The organism is Brevibacillus fluminis, assembly GCF_052072235.1.
In the GTDB taxonomy this organism is placed as follows: Bacteria; Bacillota; Bacilli; order Brevibacillales; family Brevibacillaceae; genus Brevibacillus_D; species Brevibacillus_D fluminis_A.
The window spans coordinates 432,106-449,564 of the sequence record NZ_CM125436.1 but is presented as its reverse complement, the minus strand read 5'-3'; the positions used below and the strand labels follow the sequence as shown (position 1 = coordinate 449,564).

Below are 17,459 nucleotides of genomic sequence, written 5' to 3'. Positions count from 1 at the left end.
ACCTCACAATAGCTTCTGGCTGAAGCCGCCGATCCCTGCCTTCTGTTTGCGCTTTTTTTACACCTGTGGCAGACCGGCTTTCGCCCACTGCAGGATGCCCCCGGTCAAATTCATGACCCGTTTGTGTCCATTCGCCTGCAGGATGCTGCAAGCCATTGCGGAGCGGGCGCCGGAGCGGCATTGTACCACGAGCGGTTTCTCCGCCGGGACCTCCGCGAGCCGTCTTGGCAGCGTCCCGAGCATAATATGGGTGGCACCGGGAATATGCCCTTCCTTCCATTCGCTCTGATTGCGCACGTCCAGCACGCAGACATCCCCGCTCTCCACTTGGGCGGCGATTTGGGCCGGGTCCACCTCTTCGTATGCCTCCAGCTGAACGTCTGCTTCCGCATAGCGGTCATACACCGTCAAATCGATGAAGCCGGGTACGTTGTCGATTCCTATCGCGCGCAAATCCCGCAGCATACCTGTCAGCTGCCCTGGCTCGCAGATCAGGTTCAGCGGCCGCTCGTAATCGACCAGCCAGCCGGCCCAGCTGGTAAACGATTTGTTATAGGGAATGTTGAACGTCCCTTCGATATGCCCTTTGGCATAGTGGCTACTCGCGCGCGTATCCAGAATGGCGGCACCGTTAGCAAGCAGCGTGGAAACCGTCTCGACTGTCGCCGCCAGCTGTTCTGTTTTCGGCAGATCGGCGAGCAACGCTGGTCCGTTTTTGTTGGCCAGTTTCATATATTTGAAATAGGCGGGCGGTTCAGGCTGACCGTCAAGCAGCGCAGCGACGAACGCTTCTTCCTCATCGATTGCAAGCGCCCAGTTGAACAGCTTCTCATAGCCGACCGTCGAGGAGGGAACTGCGCCCAGCGCCTTTCCGCACGCGCTGCCAGCGCCATGTGCCGGCCACACCTGCAAATAGTCGGGCAGCTCCTTGAAGCGTTTGAGCGACTGGAACATCTGGCGCGCCCCGCCGTCTGCCGAGCCTTTCACACCGACTGCTTTTTCCAGCAAATCCGGACGGCCCACATCGCCGACGAACACAAAGTCTCCGGTGAAAATCCCCATCGGTCGATCAGCGGCTCCGCCTTTATCCGTCAGCACGAGTGAAATGCTTTCCGGCGTATGCCCAGGCGTGTGCATCACCTCGAACCAGATGTTGCCGATCGCGAACCGGTCCCCATCCTTCAGCAACTGATGCGGCAGACCGGTCAGGTATTGATATTTCCATTCCTCGTCCCCTTCATCGGAGAGAAACAGCTTTGCTCCCTGACCGACAGCCAATTCCCGCGCCCCGGAGACGAAATCAGCATGAATGTGCGTTTCCGTCGCGGCGACAATCCGGACGCCCTCCGCTTTCGCAACCGCAAGATAAGGAGCGATGTCGCGGGATGGATCGATGACGATCGCCTCTCCCGTTTTTTGGCACCCGACCAAATAGGACGCATGCGCCAGTTTTTCATCGTAAAAATAACGCAACAGCATGGTAAAGCTTCCTCCTCTATGGTTTTTTCCTTTCAGCTACGACATCCAGAAGCGATTGCGTAAAACGCAGCCCGCTCTGGACCGTCGGGTCGCCCAGCATGCGCATGACGGCAAAGAGCGAAAACCGCTGTGTGCTCGTTTCTGCCCGCGCCTTTGCCTCTTTCAAGACGGAAATGCCTTCTTCCAGCGGCTGGGTGACGGGGGATGCTAGCTCCTTCACATCGCCGAGCAATTGATTCATCGATTGCTTATCCGATAGCACCGCTTCTGCCGTGTCGTACAGCTGCTCGAACACCGTGATCATCTTTACCAGCTTTGGCAGCTTTTCGATCAGCGTAATGAGGGCATCCAACGTTTCGTGATCGATATTCAATTTCGTCCACGCCTGATCGATCCGTTCTGCGACCGAGGAGAGCGTCGCCTTGTCGCCCGCTACGGCAGAAACAAGCTCGATCCCCCGCTCCGCCGTGCTCACCGCCGCTGCAATGCGCGGCAGCTTGCGAATCAGCTCGACCAGCGAATCCTGAACGGCCGGATCGGCAAGCTCCTGCAGCAATGCGGCATTCGTCCGTTCGGCCTCCGGCTTGGTTGCGTCGGGAAACGCTCCTTGTTGCTGTGCGATTTCCATATGCCTGCCTCCTTTCACTTGTGGCGGTTTTACATGAGCCCTTTCAGCATGCCGTCCCAATACATGATCGGAAGCGCTTCTTTTTTCAGCAGGTACATGCTCATCCGCTCTTGCGACTGATCGAACGGAAATGATTCCTGCGGCGTCAGGTTGTAATCGAATTCAGCCAATACAAGCTTGTTGTAGCCCGTAACCAGCGGGCATGACGTATACCCATCATATTCGGCTGCAAGCGGTTCGCCCTTCATCAGCGAAAGCAAATTCAGCGCGACGGTCGGTGCCTGCTTGCGGATCGCTGCACCTGTTTTGGAGGTAGGCAAATTGCTGCAATCGCCGATCCCGAACACATTGTCATAGCGTTTGTGCTGGAGCGTGAATTTGTCCACATCAACCCAGCCCCCCGCATCGGCCAATGCGCTTTTCGCGATGAAATCGGGCGCCTGCATCGGCGGCGTCACATGGATCATGTCGTATTTCAATGTTTCCAGCTCATTGGTATCCAGATGCTGAAACACCGCTTCTTTTGTCTCCGGCTTGATTTCGATCAGATTGCGCCGGTAGCGGGTATCGATCTGTTTGCGCACAATCACTTTCTCCAGCGTATCCGCGTATTTTTTCACCGCGAAAATGTTGGCGTTCGCCGAGCAGAACGTCACCTGCGATTTGCTGCGCACGCCTGACTTGCGGAAATAGTCGTCCGCCAAGTACATGATTTTTTGCGGCGCGCCGCCGCACTTCACCGGGGTATTCGGCTGGGTAAAAATCGCATGCCCCCCTGTAAACGAGCGAATGAATTCCCACGTGCTGTCGACGTATTGATAAGAGTAGTTGCTGCAAACGCCGTTTTTGCCGATGCTTTCCTTGAGTCCCTTGATCCGGTCCCAATCGATCTGGATGCCGGCGGCAACAACCAGATAGTCATAGCTGACCCTCGTCCCTTCGAGCGTTTGGAGCCACTTTTCTTCAGGCCAGAACAGCTCCACCGACTCCTGCAGCCAATCCACCCCGTCCGGGATCACGCTGGCTTGATCGCGTTCGGTAACTTCCTTCCTGGCTGCCCCTCCGCCCACTAGCGTCCAAAGCGGCTGATAATAATGCTTGGCGGCAGGATCAATAATGACGATCTGTCCGCGCAGCTTGCCCGCCCCGCGAATCAGCCGGGCCGCGACCGAGACCCCTGCGCTGCCTGCCCCCACGATGGCCACGGTGTAATGCATCTTATTTGCCATAAAAATCCCCTTTCGCTGGAGGTATGCCTGTGTTACTGATGTAGCCTTAGTGTACTGTAAGCGCTTTTTTGAAGCCCATAGGGGATTCCCCCTACTTTTGCAAAGAAAAAAAGGACCATCGGCACGATACCGACAGTCCATTATATTTCCTGTTTTTGATGCACATACTTCCGCACTTTGCGCACCGCAGTAGTCTGGCTGATGCCCAGATAGCGGGCCAGTTTGGGCGTGCTGTTGTATTGTGCAAACGCATTGCGGATGATGTGGGACTCGTACTCTTCCATCATCTGCTCCAGCGTCTTTCCTTCTTGGGCTCTCCATGATTTGATCCCGCTGCTTCGCATCGCTTCGGGCAGATCCTCCACGCCGATCTTTTTTCCCTCCGATGTGAGAATAAGCCGCTCGACCAAATTCTCCAGCTCGCGCACATTGCCTGGCCAGCGGTAGCGCAGCAGCTCTTCAATCGCCTGTTCGTCAAAGCTTTTATCCTTTTGATAGCGTGCATTGAACCGTATGGTAAAGGCGGTGATCATCGCATACACGTCCTGCGGCCGTTCGCGAAGGGGCGGGATGTGTATCGGGACCACGGACAGCCGGAAAAACAGGTCCTTGCGAAACGTCCCCGCATCCACCCGTTCCTTCAGGTCGACATTCGTTGCGGCGATCAGCCGAAAATCGACCTGAAGCGGCTTGGTGCCACCGATCCGATAAAAGCGTTTCTGTTGAATCAGCGTGAGGAGCTTCACCTGCAGGTTCAGCGGCAATTCCCCAATCTCATCGAGAAAGAGCGTGCCTCCCTCCGCTTCCTCCACCAAGCCTTTTTTCCCTTTCTGCTGAGCGCCGGAAAATGAACCTGGCTCGTATCCAAACAGCTCCGATTCCAATAGCGACTCCGGTATGCTGCCACAGTTGATTTCAACCAACGGCGCGTCTTTGCGGCTGCTATGCTCATGGGCGAACCGGGCGATTACGTTTTTTCCGACACCCGATTCTCCGGTCAGCAGGATCGTTACGTCAAAATCAGCGATTTTCTCAACCGCTTGCTTCACCTGCTTCATCGCCGAGCTGGAAGCGACCATGCCGTCCTCCAGATGTTTTTGCAGGCGCAGCTCATTCAGTTCATCTTGCACCTTTTTCATATCTTCTTCCATTTGGCTGACGTGTTCCTTCAGGTGGAGCAGCTCCGTCACGTCATAGGAATAGCTGACGACCCATTTGATTTCCCCGTTCTCGTCAAAAATCGGATTCGCCGTCACCAGCACTTTTGCGCCGGATTTCGTCTCCTGGATCAGCGTCTGCTTCTTCTTTTCCTTCAATACGATTTTGGTTATCGAAGGAGAGAAAATTTTGGCATCTTCCAGCTCATAAACGGACTTACCGATAATTTCTTCGCGCGGGATCAGATACAGCTTTTCTGACACCTTGTTGGCATAGACGACCACGCCGCGGCCATCCGTAATAATCATATCGTTATGAACGGCATCGAATACGTCTGCCCAGTCATGCATGAGCGATCCCATCACGGCCACCTCCACCTTACCGCCCTCATTCTTTTTATTATAGCATGCGCGCTGGAAGTCTTGGTTTCGCCTGCACACGATCAAAAAACGATAGAAGCCACTGGCATCTACCGTCGTATGGATGTTGGTTTATAATACTTTTTCAAAACAAATGAACGGATGCGGGCGCATTGGGAACCGTACCTCGCCGCGGCGCTGGTAGCCGTTGCGGTCGTATAACGATACGGCTGCCGCATTGTCCTTGTACGCATCAAGATGAATGCTGTCGTACTGATGCGCGCGGGCAAAACTCTCGCAAAAGGAGAGCATGTGCTTCCCAATCCCCCTGCCTTGCACATCCGGGCTGACGACCAGTCGATGGATGACAAGCGCTTGGTGATGCGTCCACGAGATTTGCTCGTACTCGCGCGGCGTCACCGTATTTAACGTGACTGCTGCGATAAACCGGCCAGCTTCAAGAATCCCGTATAGCTCCCCTTTTTTCACATCGTTTCGGATGAGGAACGAATTCGGGTAGAAAAAGTCCCATTGCTTGATGCCTTGGCTGCGCAGATGCTTTTTCGCCGCGGAAAACAGGGCGGGCAAGGACCCTGCGAGCGCCGGCGTCGCTTGAACGATTTCCATGGCAGATACCTCCTATTTGGCAATCCGTTTGAGGGAATAGCGGCGGAAATAGACGGTGAACAAAATCGCGGCCCCGATGAAGCCGTAGACGACGAAATTGGATACGGCCAAAAACTGCGTAACCGACAGATGATAGACCAAATACGAGCGCACAGCGGCTTCCCCGACGAGGGCCACTCCCCATACAAACGTCATGACGCGCAAAACAAAGCGGAAGTGGGCGTGCTGCCATTTCGCCGCGAATTCGGCAACGCGCTGCGGGTCGTTCCCTACGGTAAAACGGAGCGCGAAGTAATAAATGAGCGGGCGCGGAAATAAGAAGGAGCAGAAGAACAGCAAGCCAAGCGCGCCGGTGACAAACGACTCACGCAGCAAAATCAGCTGCTCGTTTCCCCCCATGAAAACTGCGGCCAGGCTCAAAATAAAGCCAAGCAGCATGAAGGAAGCAAAAACATCGATGCGGCGATAGCGAATCAGGCTGAACAAATTATCGACCAGCGGGATCGCAGCCGCGATTGATAAAGCGATGAAGCTGGATGTATAGCCCAGCAAAATTTGGTATACGGCAAGCGGAAGGGCGCCGTTGATCAGCAGCGTCATCACGATGCCACGGATGATTGTTTTCTTATTCATGGATTGAGGCACGTTCATTTGTGAACATCTCCTTTGATTGAACCGTTCTTTGATCTGGATTCAGCGTAACATACCGACGGTCGGTTTGTAAATAAGAAAAATGATTCCGTTGATCTAACAAGATTTTTCGACTGAGAATTCGGCGGACTTTGAAAAATAAAGAATAGACTGATCCATAAAAGAAAAAGCGGTGGTTTAAGACCCTGATAAAGTCTTAGACTACCGCTGTTGTTGTTCAACTAACGTCTCCCGTAAGCAACAATCAATCGGCTGCCTTGCTGTGTTCAAAACCGCAAACTGTGGCCGATTTTTTTGTTTGAAAGCTGGAAGAGGACATCACCGTTCAAAATTAAATTTGACCAAATAAAAGGATTGAATTCTATTGCGCGGTCAATATAATCGGGCCATCCGCAGTAATGGCGACCGTATGCTCGTACTGTGCGGAAAGCGAGCCGTCAACGGTTCTGGCGGTCCATCCGTCAGCATCAACCGTCATTAACGCTTTTCCGGCATTTAGCATCGGCTCGATCGTAAATACCATCCCTTCCTTCAAGCGGAACCCTTTGCCCGGTTTCCCGACGTGGGGATAACTAGGTTCCTCGTGCATCTCCCTTCCTACGCCATGACCAAGCAGATCGCGCACCACCGAGAATCCGTTTCGCTCGGCATGGGTTTGAACCGCGTGCATCACATCGCCGATCCGGTTTCCGACGACAGCTTTTTCGATACCAAGATATAAGCATTCCTTCGTTACCCGCATCAGATTACGAGCTTCTTCCGACACCTCGCCGACCGCGTAACACCAAGCTGAATCGCCGACCCAGCCATCCGCCTGTGCAACGATGTCGATTTTGACGATGTCGCCTTCCTTGAGCGGCTTCCGGCTCGGAAACCCATGCGCAATGACGTCGTTGACAGACGCACATGTCGCAAACGGATAGCCGTTGTAGCCGATCGTATAAGCCCTGGCGCCATTCTCCTTCAGGAACCTCACCGCGAACGACTCGATATCGAGCGTCGTGACACCCGGCCGGATCATACCTGCGATTGCTTGATGAAAAGCAGCGACAATTCGGCCGGCTTTTCTCATTTCTTCAATCTCTGCTCTCGATTTCAGGATGACCATTCCATTCATTTCTCCTTTGACTGTATGCCTGAAAAAATCATATCGACGATCCCTTCCACATCCATCTCGTTCCGGATATTGTGGTGGATATTCAATGCTATGCAGCCAACAAGCGAACCAAATATCAGATTAGCTGTTTTCTCCGGTGATTGGGAACCGATTCCTTCACGAATGATTTCCACAAACGGTGTATAGATCCGTTCCTGAAATTCGGCAGACAGCTTGATGAACCGGTTTCCCGGGAAGTGATGAAAATTATCGGCAACCGTTTTAAGCAAAATAAATACGGAAGGATCCTGGATGCACGCTTGCAGGAGCAGCCTGGAGAACGACTCAGCTTGCAGCAAACTGCTGCCGTCCCCCGTCAAAGCGGGCAGTACTGCCGTCTCCGTTCGATTCAGGGCATCCCACAGTAAATCTTCCAAAAGCATGTGCTTATTTTTGTAGTAATGATACACGGTTCCGTAGCCGAGCTCTGCCTTGACCGCAACATCGCGTATTTCCAATTGAATGCCCTTCTCCAAATATACTTCCGCAGCCGCTTGCATAATTTGGTTCATCCGCATCTCCCGGATCGCATCATTCTGTTCTTTGGTACGTGGTGACATGGCTCCTCCTTTTTTAGACCTGCAGTAATGTCAATGTAAAAATTAATATACATGATTTAGAAGTAAGGATCAAGTACTTCGATTCGATTTCCGCAGATCAAAAAGAGGCTTTCGACAGTGTACAGGCTGTCGGAAGTTGGGCGTGTTGCTGCTGGCTGAAAAAAACGAAAAAACTTGGCCACCAACAGCGCCAAGTTTTTCCCATCCTGCTTTTATGCTTCTTTTCGAATCGACACCCGATTGTCATGCAGCGTACTGCCCCAGCCCATATCGGTCAGCCGTTCGCTGGTCAAAAAGTTGATCGATTTCCCGTCAGGCGTATGCTTTGTCCACCATACCCCTTCGGCGACGGCGACGCCGGACGGCACGTCTTCGGTCAATTTGGCCCACAGCGTAAGTGAGCCGCGCTCGTTGTACGCCGTGATCCAGCCGTCCTCCTCGATGCCTTGCGCCAATGCGTCGATCGGGTTCACCTGCAGCGTCGGCCGCTGCTCCTGTTCGCGCAGCTTGTCGACCGCCCCAAACGATGTGTTCAGCGTGTAGTGCGCAGGTGGGGTCAGCAAATGAAGTGCCCCCTCCTCCTGCTCGACCTCGTGATAGGTCGGCACAGCGGGATACCCATCGCTGAGCATCTGCTCCGAATAAAATTCCAGCTTGCCTGACGGCGTCGCAAAACCATTGTCGAATACCGTGTCGAAATCGATCAGCTCCAGCGTCTCGCCTGCGAGGAATGCCGCACGCTTCGACGCGTCCGCTGCGATTGTCGGGAAGAGCGCGAGCGCCAGCTCCTCGTTGGATAATGTAAACACGTCCTCGGTAAAGCCCATGCGCTTCGCCAATTCGCTGTACAGCTCGCGGTTGCTGCGCGCCTCACCCAACGGCGCAATCACGGGCTCCACTTTTTGCATATAAGTGTGTCCATAGCTTTTGAACACGTCAAAATTTTCGAAAGATGTTGTAGCCGGCAAGACGATATCCGCGTATTTCGCCGTATCAGTCATGAACTGCTCATGCACGACCGTAAACAGATCTTCGCGGGTCAACCCTTTGCGGATCAGCTCAACGTCAGGCGCTGAGATCGCCGGATTGCCACCCGAGACGAAAAAGCAGTTGATCGGCGGATTTTGCACATGCAGCAGATTGGAGCCGACCCTCACGTTGTCGAGCACGCGCGTGCCTTCCGGAAGCAGATCAGGTCGAGCCAGTGCGTCCATATTGTTCGGGAACGCGTCCGACGTGAACATGATCGCGCCGCCGCCTTTCTTATGGTACGCGCCCACTAACCCAGGCAAGCATGCGATCGAACGAACGGACATGCCGCCGCGGCGGTTGCGGGAGAGGCCGATGCCGACGCGGATGAACGGAGCGCGCGCTTGTCCGTACATCCGGGCCAGCTTGCGCACATCGTCTGCACTCACGCCCGTAATCGCTTCCACTTTTTCAGGCGAATAGTCGGGAAGTGTCGCACACAGTTCCTCGAATCCATGCGTGAATTTTTCGATATAGGGGCGATCGATCAGCTCCTCGGCCACCAGCACATGCATGATGCCGAGTGCCAATGCGGCGTCCGTTCCCGGCTTGATCTGCACATACCAGTCTGCTTGCTTGGCCGTGCGGTTGCGGTACGGATCGATGACGATCATCTTGGCCCCGTTCTTCTTCGCTTGCTTGAAAAACGCGAGCATGTGCATGTTGCTCGACGCCATATTGCTGCCCCAGACAAGCATCAGATCCGTATGCGCTACCGACTCGGGACGGCTGCCCACCAGGCTTCCGACCGTATACAGCCATCCCTCGTTCGCAGCCGGCGAGCAGAGATCGCCACGCCCTTGGCTTGCGCCCAATTTATGAAAAAACGGAACATGCGCGTTCATCTGAATGACGCCCATATTGCCGCTTCCGTGAAAACAATAGACGGTTTCTCCCCCGTGACGCGCCGTTTCTTCGCGCAGGCGGCTTACGATCGTATCGAGCGCTTCCTCCCAGGTGATCCGCTCGAACTGACCGCTTCCTTTTGGGCCCGTACGCTTGAGCGGATACAGCAGGCGTTCGCTGGAATGGACACGTTCCGGATAGCGGAGGACTTTGGAGCATAGTGCGCCGCGCGTGAACGGATGGTCCGGGTCCCCTTTGGTCGTGACGACGCGCCCTGCTTCGTCTACGGTAGCAATGATCGAGCATGTATCGGGACAATCGTGCGGGCAAACGGTTTTCAACTGTTTCACATGACACTCTCCCTTCGAGCCATCAGTAGCTTATGGAAGAGATTATATCACGCCGGACTATCTTTTCGACCACAGTTCTTTGCGCGAAGTGGTTACGGAGGTAGCGCCCGCCTGAAGCGCGCGGTCGACGTCCTCCCGCGTCCGGATGAAACCGCCGGCGATGACCGGAATTTGCGTGCGGGCGATGATCTCCTCGATCAGGTGCGGAATGACGCCCGGCAGCACTTCCACGTAATCCGGCTTGGTTCTCTCCAATTGGGCCAGGCTGCTCTCCAGCGCCATCGTATCGATCAGAAACAACCGCTGGATGCAGACCAGTCCTTTTTTCTTCGCGGCCAGGATCACATTGTTGCGCGTGGTGATGATGCCTTCGGGCTTACCTTCCTGCGCGATGAATTCCATGGCATATTCATCCGATTTCAATCCGTCGATCAGATCGGCGTGAATCAGCAATTTTTTTCCGAACGCTCGGGCCCGGTTGCCCAGCGGTTTCACTTGGGCGACGTGAGCGTTAAGCAAAATGATCCGCTCATAGCAGCTTTCCAGCAGCTCATCGAATTCTTTCAGATTGCGTGCGGCCGGCAGGATGGTTTGTTCGATCTTATTTGTCAAAAGGGTCACTCCTACTGGAATGTTTTTGCCAAGTGGTACTCGCTTTCAAACGCAGTGATGTCACGCTCTTTTTTCGCCTGTGTCCAATGGAGCGCGCTCCCGAGTTCATCGGCCAGCTTCGGATAAAGGGGAGCCAGTGTATTCCGCTCAAAAAACAGTCTGCCCGAGCGGCGGATGAGAAAATCACTCAGCGACATGACCATCTCTTCGTTGATTCCATAGTGCAGCTCTGCGGACAACAAGGCTTCTTGCGGCGTTTTGCCCTGCGCCAGGAGTTCCAGGCAAGACGTTACTATTTGTTCGGTATTGGTCCCGTATTTTCCTACCAGTGCACGGACACTGTCCTCGCCGATGCCTGCGGCTTGCAGCCGCTGCGCCTGCGCTCTGATAAAGCCGGGGATCTGCGCCGCGTTCGAGAAGCCGCCGCCGGCCAGCACGATTTGATCGGTATGGCACGGACGGAAGGAACGGCCTTCCTCCTGCGCCAGCTGCCCTGCCACCACATCGACAATGCGCTCCGCCATTTTGCGGAAGCCCGTGAGCTTGCCCCCGGCGATCGTGATCAGCCCGCTTTTGGAATAAAAAATTTCATCCTTGCGCGACAGCTCAGACGGCGACTTGCCGTCCTCGTGAATCAGCGGGCGCAATCCTGCCCAGCTGGATGTAATGTCCTGCTCGGTCAGCTTGACGGAAGGGAACATGTCGTTGACAGCTTTGAGCAAATAATCGACGTCTTCCTGGCTGACTGTCGGACGCTCCAGCACGCCTTGGTAATTCGTATCGGTCGTTCCGATGTAGGTCGCGTTGTTGCGCGGAATCGCAAAGATCATCCGTCCGCCCGCAACGTCGAAATACACCGACTGCTTGAGCGGCAAGCGCTCATAAGGAACGACCAGATGCACGCCTTTTGTCAAATGCAGCCGCTTGCCAAACAGCGATTTGTCCTTGTCGCGCAGCCCGTCGACCCACGGGCCTGCTGCATTGACGATTTTTTTCGCATACAGCGCATGCTCGTTCCCCGTGACCAAATCGAGCACCTTGACGCCCACGACCTTGCCGTTTTCATAGAGAAAATCCGTCGCTTCCGCATAATTGACGCATTTGGCCCCGTGGGCGCGCGCCGTTTTCATCACCTCGATGGTCAAGCGCGCATCATCCGTGCGGTATTCATAGTAAAGGCCGCCGCCTTTGAGAATATCCCGGCGCAAGAGCGGTTCGCGTTCCTCCGTCTGCTTTTTGGACAGCATGATCCGGCGTTCTTTTCTCTCGACGCCCGCCAACAGGTCGTACACATAGAGCCCGATCGAGGTGGCAAGCTTGCCGTACGTGCCTTTTTCGACGATCGGCAGAATCATTTTTTCCGGAATGACGATGTGCGGCGCATTGCGGAACAAAATGGCCCGCTCCCTGCCGACCTCCTGCACCAGCTTGACATCGCCCTGCTTCAAATAGCGCAATCCTCCATGAATCAGCTTGGTCGAACGGCTGCTGGTACCTGCCCCGAAATCCTGTTTTTCCACCAATCCGACCGAAAGACCGCGCGAAGCCGCATCAAGGGCGATGCCCGCGCCCGTTACGCCTCCGCCGATGACCAGCAGATCGAGACGCTCGTTTTCCATCTCCTCCAAACAAACTTCGCGTTGAAATGATGACAATGTAGGTTGACTGTTCATGGTCCGATTCTTCCCTTCTTAGCCGGGAAAAACAAAAAACAGCCAATATTCAAAAGAAGCAACGCAATCGTGCATTTGCCCTTTTGATACTGGCTGTCTCCAACGTCTCCACAGCATAATTAACTTATCTATATTCTATTCCGGTTCCGTGCAAAAATCAATGCGCAGCCTTATATCCCATGGTGGCAATTACTGCTTGCTTCCAGCCTTCATACAGGCTTTGGCGTTTTTCCTCCGCCATCGCGGGCTCAAACGAGCGCTCCACCACTTTGTTGTGGATGATGTCTTCCTTGCCGCTCCAATATTCGACGGCGAGACCTGCGAGGTACGCTGCGCCCAGTGCGGTCGTTTCATTGACGCGCGGGCGCTCGACGACCGTCGCCAGGATGTCGGATTGGAACTGCATCAGGAAGTTGTTCGCGACCGCGCCGCCATCGACTGCCAGCTTCTGCAGCTTGATGCCGGAGTCGGCCTCCATCGCTTCCAGCACATCGCGCGTCTGATACGCCAGCGATTCCAGTGCGGCGCGAATCAAATGATCTTCCGTCGTGCCGCGTGTCAGGCCAAAAATCGCGCCGCGCGCTTCCATGTCCCAATACGGTGCGCCAAGACCGACGAAGGCCGGAACCATGTAAACGCCATCCGTTCCATCGACCGCTGTCGCATGCTTTTCCGAATCGGACGCCTTTGCCAGCAGCTTGAGGCCGTCGCGCAGCCATTGGATCGCCGCGCCCGCAACGAAAATGCTTCCCTCCAGCGCATACTCGACTTTGCCATCCACGCCCCATGCGATCGTAGTCAAGAGCCCGTTTTGCGATGCCACCGCTTGTTCACCTGTATTCATCAGCATGAAGCAGCCAGTGCCGTACGTGTTTTTCGCCGATCCTTCGGTAAAGCACGCCTGGCCGAACAGCGCCGCTTGCTGGTCGCCCGCGATACCCGCGATCGGGATGCCCACGCTGAACAATTTTTCATCGGTATACCCATAAATCTCGCTGGAAGGACGGACCGTCGGCAGCATGCTCGCAGGCACCTGCAGCATTTCCAGCAGCTCGCGGTCCCACTCCAGCGAATGAATGTTATACATCAAGGTGCGGGACGCATTGGAATAGTCGGTCACATGCACGCTGCCGCCCGTCAGCTTCCAGATCAGCCATGTGTCGATCGTTCCAAACAAGAGGTCGCCGTTCTCTGCTTTTTCCCGAGCGCCCTCCACATGATCGAGCATCCATTTGACTTTTGTTCCGGAGAAGTATGCGTCGATTAGCAATCCGGTTTTTGCACGAACCGTCTCTTCATAGCCCGCTTCCTTCAGCTGGTTGCAAATGTCGATCGACTGGCGGCTTTGCCACACGATGGCGTTGTGCACCGGCTTGCCTGTGTGCTTATCCCAAACGACTGTCGTTTCACGCTGGTTCGTAATCCCGATTCCGGCGATTTGCTCCGGCTTCACGTGATTGTCCAACAAAACCGCTTTCAAAACTTCCAACTGCGATTCCCAAATTTCCTCCGCATTGTGTTCGACCCAGCCTGGCTTCGGATAAATTTGCGTAAATTCTTTTTGGGCCACACCGATGATGGCGCCGGATTTATCGAACAGGATTGCACGGGAGCTTGTCGTTCCTTGGTCCAACGAAAGCATATATTTGTTTTCCATTTTCACAGTTCCTCCTTATAATAAGGAAATAGGTATCCTACACTTTTTCTCTGGCAGGGTTGTTATCCTGCTAATTTTTTTGTCTGTTCCACTTTCACGTTTTTGCTCATGTTTCCGACCACAATCCCAATCACCATGAACACGGCGAGGCCGATTACGCCTGCCAGCGAGTGGTCCACGAAGGACGCTTTGTAAAAGAACGCGCCGCTTACAGCGCCGATCACCGGTCCGACAACCGGAATCCACGCATAGCCCCAGTTGGAATCTCCTTTTCCGTGAATCGGCAGCAGTGCATGTGCCAAACGCGGCCCAAGGTCACGGGCCGGATTGATCGCATAGCCGGTTGTTCCGCCCAGCGACAAGCCGATCGCCACGATCAGGAAGCCGACGACGAACGGGTTCAGCCCTTCTGCAAATTTATTCGCGCCGATGGCAAGCAATCCCAAGACCAGAAAGAATGTACCAAGAATTTCACTAAACAGGTTGGCTACTGTATTTTTGATTGCAGGCCCGGTTGCGAATACCCCCAATTTCGCTCCAGCATCGCTCGTTTCTCTCCAATGCGGATAGTAAAACAGCCAGACAAACGTTGCGCCCATGAAAGCGCCGACAAATTGCGCCGCGATATAGCCCGGCACCTGTTCCCACGGAAACTGCCCGATGCACGCAAGCGCGATCGTGAGCGCCGGATTGAGATGCGCACCGCTGATGCTGCCTACCGCATATGCGCCGCATGCGACCGCGAGGCCCCAGCCAAGCGTAATGACGATCCATCCGCCATTTTGCGAGTACGCTTTTTTCAGGTTTTGCCCTGCGCAAACGCCCGCACCCAAAATAATCAGGATCATCGTACCAATCAATTCACCAACATAAGCAGACATGTCCCGTCCCCCTTTTTTTGCTGAAAAGCTGTTGTAACCGTTTTTTCTGAAGCGCTTACAATTTGTCTACTCCTTTCTGATTGTTTGGAGAGAAAACAAAAAAGCTAATACTCGCAAGGTGAACGGCATACGCATGCCCTCACTTGCAAATATTAGCTGATCTCCTAAATCTCCACAGCGCTATTAACTTATGTCCTACTATATAGTGACTGGTCAAAAGCTGTCAAGATGCAATGCTGAACTTTCAGGCAAATGAAAATAGCGAGTCGTTCGCCCCTGTGTGGAAGCTCGCCGCATCCGCTTTTTCCGATTAGCCGAGCGGTTGAAACGTCCGCTCCAGACGGCGCATTGCCTCTTCCAAGGTCGAACGCGGACAGGCGAAATTGATCCGTTGGAAGCCTGCTCCCTCTTCACCGAAGCCCGTACCGTCATTGAGGCCAAGCAGCGCCTCATGGATCATCAGCCGCTTGATCTCCGCAGGCGGGAGCCCCAGCCGGCGAAAATCCATCCAGCCGAGATAGGTCGCTTGCGGCACCCGCATCGTCACCTGTGGCAAGCGTTCTTGCAAAAATTGTCGAATATAGTCGGCGTTTCCTCGCAAATAAACGAGCAGCTGGTCCAGCCACTCATCTCCCCCCTGGTACGCTGCCGTCATCGCCTCGATACCGAACATGTTGATGAACTCCACGCCCGTTCGGGACATCGCCACCTGGAATTGGCGCAGCATGCGCGCATTGGGCGAAATGACAAACGACGAGAACAGTCCGGCCAGGTTGAACGTTTTGCTTGGCGCCACGAACGTTAGCGATTTGTCGGCAATCTCCGGGGACAGCGAATAAAACGGTGTATGACTGCCTTTTTCATAAACCAGGTCGGAATGAATCTCGTCGGAAACCACGATGATGTCGTGCTCCAGGCAGATTTCCGCCAATGTCAGCAGCTCGTCTTTTCGCCAGACACGCCCCACCGGATTGTGCGGGCTGCACAAGATCAACATGCGTGTCTTTTCGTCGATTTTTCGCTTGAGGTCATCAAAATCCATCTGATAGTCGCCATCGACTTCTATCAGCGGATTCTCTATCAATTGCCGCCCGCGGTTGCGCACCGCTTGGTAGAACGGTTGATAGACCGGTGTCTGCACAATCACTTTCTCATCGGGCTCCGTCAACGCATCGATGGCAAAATGCAGCCCCGGCACGATGCCCGGTACCGTCGCGAGCCATCCTTCCTTGACCTCCACGTCAAACCGTCGCTTCATCCAGCCGATCAACGCCTGGTTCAATTCCGCCGGCTTGCTCGGATAGCCGTAGATCGGATGCTGCGCGCGCTTTACCAGCGCCTCCGTCACACAGGGCGGACTGGCAAAATCCATATCGGCCACCCACAGCGGCAGCACGTCGCGATCCTCAAAAAAGCGGCGTCGGTCGTCCCACTTCAGGCTTCTGGTGCCATTGCGGTCAATCACATCATCAAACTGATACACGATTGCTCACTCCTTTTCGCCTGCTACATGCAATCAGAATAGCTGACCAAGTATGCAATTTCAATCAATTGGCTCTCGTTTTCGCATGTTTTTCTGTCATAATGAAAATTGCGATACAGCTTGGAAAGGGGTTGTTTGATCAATGGATGAAGAACGGCGGAGCGCAAAGCAAGGAATTGGCCTCTTAATCGCTTGCTACTCAGCATGGGGCTTGCTGCCGCTATACTGGAAGTTTCTCGCGAATATCCCTTCCGACCAAATTCTGGCCCATCGCATCTTTTGGTCGTTTTTGTTCGTGACGGTCCTGATTTTCGCGCAGGGTCGCTGGCCGGAGATTAAAGCGGTTTTTCGCAGCAAAAAAAATATATTGGCTCTTTTTCTTTGCTCCTTGTTTATCAGCAGCAACTGGTACATTTACATCTGGGCGGTCAACCACGGTCACATCGTGGAGACGAGTCTAGGCTACTACATCAATCCGCTGCTCAGCGTGGCACTAGGCATCATCGTCCTGCGCGAGCGGCTCACCTTCTGGCAAGTCGTCTCGTTCTCGCTGGCGGCGATCGGCGTGACCGTCCTGACAGTCGAGTACGGCAAGTTCCCGTGGATCGGCCTATCGCTGGCGACGACGTTTGCGGTATACGGTTTGGCGAAAAAACTGGTCAAAGTCGATTCGCTCACCGGGCTCACAATGGAAACGTTCATGGCGATGCCGTTTGCGCTCGCCTACATTTTGTACGTGGAAATCAACGGTACGGGGCTCGTCGGGAATATTTCCTGGCTCGAATTTTTCGTCCTGCTCTGTTCCGGAGTCGTCACGGCGCTGCCGCTGCTCTGGTTTGCCCGCGGCGCCAAAGCGGTCGCCATGTCGACGGTCGGCTTTTTTCAATATTTGTCCCCGACGATCCAGCTCTTTCTCGGCATCTTTGTCTATCATGAAACGTTCAGCTATGTGCATGCCATCAGCTTTTCGTTCATTTGGCTGGGCCTCTTGCTCTATACGCTGTCTTTTACCGGATTGCTCGGTTCGAAGCGAAAAACAGTCGCTGCGAAAGCACAAAAAACCCTGTAGGCATATCGCGAT

General features: G+C 54.3%; 16 protein-coding genes. 1 reads left to right on the top strand and 15 read right to left on the bottom strand.

The genetic code is table 11. The features are described 5' to 3' along the window. Positions 1-57 precede the first annotated feature (57 nt). The 15 genes from ACTID9_RS02600 to ACTID9_RS02530 form a co-directional block, all read right to left on the bottom strand. A complete protein-coding gene (locus ACTID9_RS02600) occupies positions 58-1,479 on the bottom strand; it encodes a rhodanese-like domain-containing protein (protein ID WP_441069707.1) in 1,422 nt (473 codons plus the stop codon). A 16-nt stretch (positions 1,480-1,495) separates the two neighbouring features. Then, positions 1,496-2,107, bottom strand: a complete 612-nt coding sequence (locus ACTID9_RS02595; RefSeq protein WP_441069706.1) for a hypothetical protein — start codon at positions 2,105-2,107, stop codon at positions 1,496-1,498. Between the two features lie 29 nt (positions 2,108-2,136). Continuing rightward, the gene (locus ACTID9_RS02590) at positions 2,137-3,336 is read right to left on the bottom strand and encodes an FAD-dependent oxidoreductase (protein WP_441069705.1); all 1,200 of its coding nucleotides are present in this window, start codon (positions 3,334-3,336) and stop codon (positions 2,137-2,139) included. Positions 3,337-3,476: 140 nt separating this feature from the next. Next, on the bottom strand, positions 3,477-4,856 hold the full coding sequence (locus ACTID9_RS02585; RefSeq protein WP_441069704.1) for a sigma-54 interaction domain-containing protein: 1,380 nt from the start codon (positions 4,854-4,856) through the stop codon (positions 3,477-3,479). 129 nt (positions 4,857-4,985) lie between these two features. Next, the gene (locus ACTID9_RS02580) at positions 4,986-5,480 is read right to left on the bottom strand and encodes a GNAT family N-acetyltransferase (RefSeq protein WP_441069703.1); all 495 of its coding nucleotides are present in this window, start codon (positions 5,478-5,480) and stop codon (positions 4,986-4,988) included. A 12-nt stretch (positions 5,481-5,492) separates the two neighbouring features. Further along, the gene (locus tag ACTID9_RS02575; protein WP_441069702.1) at positions 5,493-6,131 is read right to left on the bottom strand and encodes a VC0807 family protein; all 639 of its coding nucleotides are present in this window, start codon (positions 6,129-6,131) and stop codon (positions 5,493-5,495) included. Between the two features lie 361 nt (positions 6,132-6,492). After that, positions 6,493-7,239, bottom strand: a complete 747-nt coding sequence (map, locus tag ACTID9_RS02570; protein ID WP_441069701.1) for a type I methionyl aminopeptidase — start codon at positions 7,237-7,239, stop codon at positions 6,493-6,495. A 5-nt stretch (positions 7,240-7,244) separates the two neighbouring features. Beyond that, a complete protein-coding gene (locus tag ACTID9_RS02565) occupies positions 7,245-7,847 on the bottom strand; it encodes a TetR/AcrR family transcriptional regulator (protein WP_441069700.1) in 603 nt (200 codons plus the stop codon). A 56-nt stretch (positions 7,848-7,903) separates the two neighbouring features. Beyond that, complete coding sequence (locus ACTID9_RS02560; protein WP_441069699.1) at positions 7,904-8,041, bottom strand: hypothetical protein; 138 nt, start codon at positions 8,039-8,041, stop codon at positions 7,904-7,906. A gap of 18 nt (positions 8,042-8,059) precedes the next feature. Beyond that, positions 8,060-10,072 (bottom strand): molybdopterin-containing oxidoreductase family protein, encoded by a 2,013-nt coding sequence (locus tag ACTID9_RS02555; RefSeq protein WP_441069698.1) that lies wholly within the window; start codon positions 10,070-10,072, stop codon positions 8,060-8,062. Between the two features lie 57 nt (positions 10,073-10,129). Further along, positions 10,130-10,684: a glycerol-3-phosphate responsive antiterminator gene (locus tag ACTID9_RS02550; protein WP_441069697.1), complete on the bottom strand. Its 555-nt coding sequence runs from the start codon at positions 10,682-10,684 to the stop codon at positions 10,130-10,132. 11 nt (positions 10,685-10,695) lie between these two features. Next, complete coding sequence (locus ACTID9_RS02545) at positions 10,696-12,357, bottom strand: FAD-dependent oxidoreductase (RefSeq protein ID WP_441069696.1); 1,662 nt, start codon at positions 12,355-12,357, stop codon at positions 10,696-10,698. 157 nt (positions 12,358-12,514) lie between these two features. Next, complete coding sequence (glpK, locus tag ACTID9_RS02540; RefSeq protein ID WP_441069695.1) at positions 12,515-14,014, bottom strand: glycerol kinase GlpK; 1,500 nt, start codon at positions 14,012-14,014, stop codon at positions 12,515-12,517. A gap of 62 nt (positions 14,015-14,076) precedes the next feature. Beyond that, the gene (locus tag ACTID9_RS02535) at positions 14,077-14,895 is read right to left on the bottom strand and encodes an MIP/aquaporin family protein (RefSeq protein ID WP_441069694.1); all 819 of its coding nucleotides are present in this window, start codon (positions 14,893-14,895) and stop codon (positions 14,077-14,079) included. 310 nt (positions 14,896-15,205) lie between these two features. After that, on the bottom strand, positions 15,206-16,378 hold the full coding sequence (locus tag ACTID9_RS02530) for a MalY/PatB family protein (RefSeq protein ID WP_441069693.1): 1,173 nt from the start codon (positions 16,376-16,378) through the stop codon (positions 15,206-15,208). A gap of 142 nt (positions 16,379-16,520) precedes the next feature. Here ACTID9_RS02530 and rarD point away from each other — a divergent pair, with 142 nt between their 5' ends. Then, a complete protein-coding gene (rarD, locus tag ACTID9_RS02525; RefSeq protein WP_441069692.1) occupies positions 16,521-17,447 on the top strand; it encodes an EamA family transporter RarD in 927 nt (308 codons plus the stop codon). The last annotated feature ends 12 nt before the right edge of the window (positions 17,448-17,459 follow it).

Excerpts from the sequence above, each read along its gene's own strand:
- ACTID9_RS02600 (WP_441069707.1), bottom strand. The coding sequence starts at position 1,479 with ATGCTGTTGCGTTATTTTTACGATGAAAAACTGGCGCATGCGTCCTAT.
- ACTID9_RS02595 (WP_441069706.1), bottom strand. The coding sequence starts at position 2,107 with ATGGAAATCGCACAGCAACAAGGAGCGTTTCCCGACGCAACCAAGCCG.
- ACTID9_RS02590 (WP_441069705.1), bottom strand. The coding sequence starts at position 3,336 with ATGGCAAATAAGATGCATTACACCGTGGCCATCGTGGGGGCAGGCAGC.
- ACTID9_RS02585 (WP_441069704.1), bottom strand. The coding sequence starts at position 4,856 with ATGGGATCGCTCATGCATGACTGGGCAGACGTATTCGATGCCGTTCAT.
- ACTID9_RS02580 (WP_441069703.1), bottom strand. The coding sequence starts at position 5,480 with ATGGAAATCGTTCAAGCGACGCCGGCGCTCGCAGGGTCCTTGCCCGCC.
- ACTID9_RS02575 (WP_441069702.1), bottom strand. The coding sequence starts at position 6,131 with ATGAACGTGCCTCAATCCATGAATAAGAAAACAATCATCCGTGGCATC.
- map (WP_441069701.1), bottom strand. The coding sequence starts at position 7,239 with ATGGTCATCCTGAAATCGAGAGCAGAGATTGAAGAAATGAGAAAAGCC.
- ACTID9_RS02565 (WP_441069700.1), bottom strand. The coding sequence starts at position 7,847 with ATGTCACCACGTACCAAAGAACAGAATGATGCGATCCGGGAGATGCGG.
- ACTID9_RS02545 (WP_441069696.1), bottom strand. The coding sequence starts at position 12,357 with ATGAACAGTCAACCTACATTGTCATCATTTCAACGCGAAGTTTGTTTG.
- glpK (WP_441069695.1), bottom strand. The coding sequence starts at position 14,014 with ATGGAAAACAAATATATGCTTTCGTTGGACCAAGGAACGACAAGCTCC.
- ACTID9_RS02535 (WP_441069694.1), bottom strand. The coding sequence starts at position 14,895 with ATGTCTGCTTATGTTGGTGAATTGATTGGTACGATGATCCTGATTATT.
- rarD (WP_441069692.1), top strand. The coding sequence starts at position 16,521 with ATGGATGAAGAACGGCGGAGCGCAAAGCAAGGAATTGGCCTCTTAATC.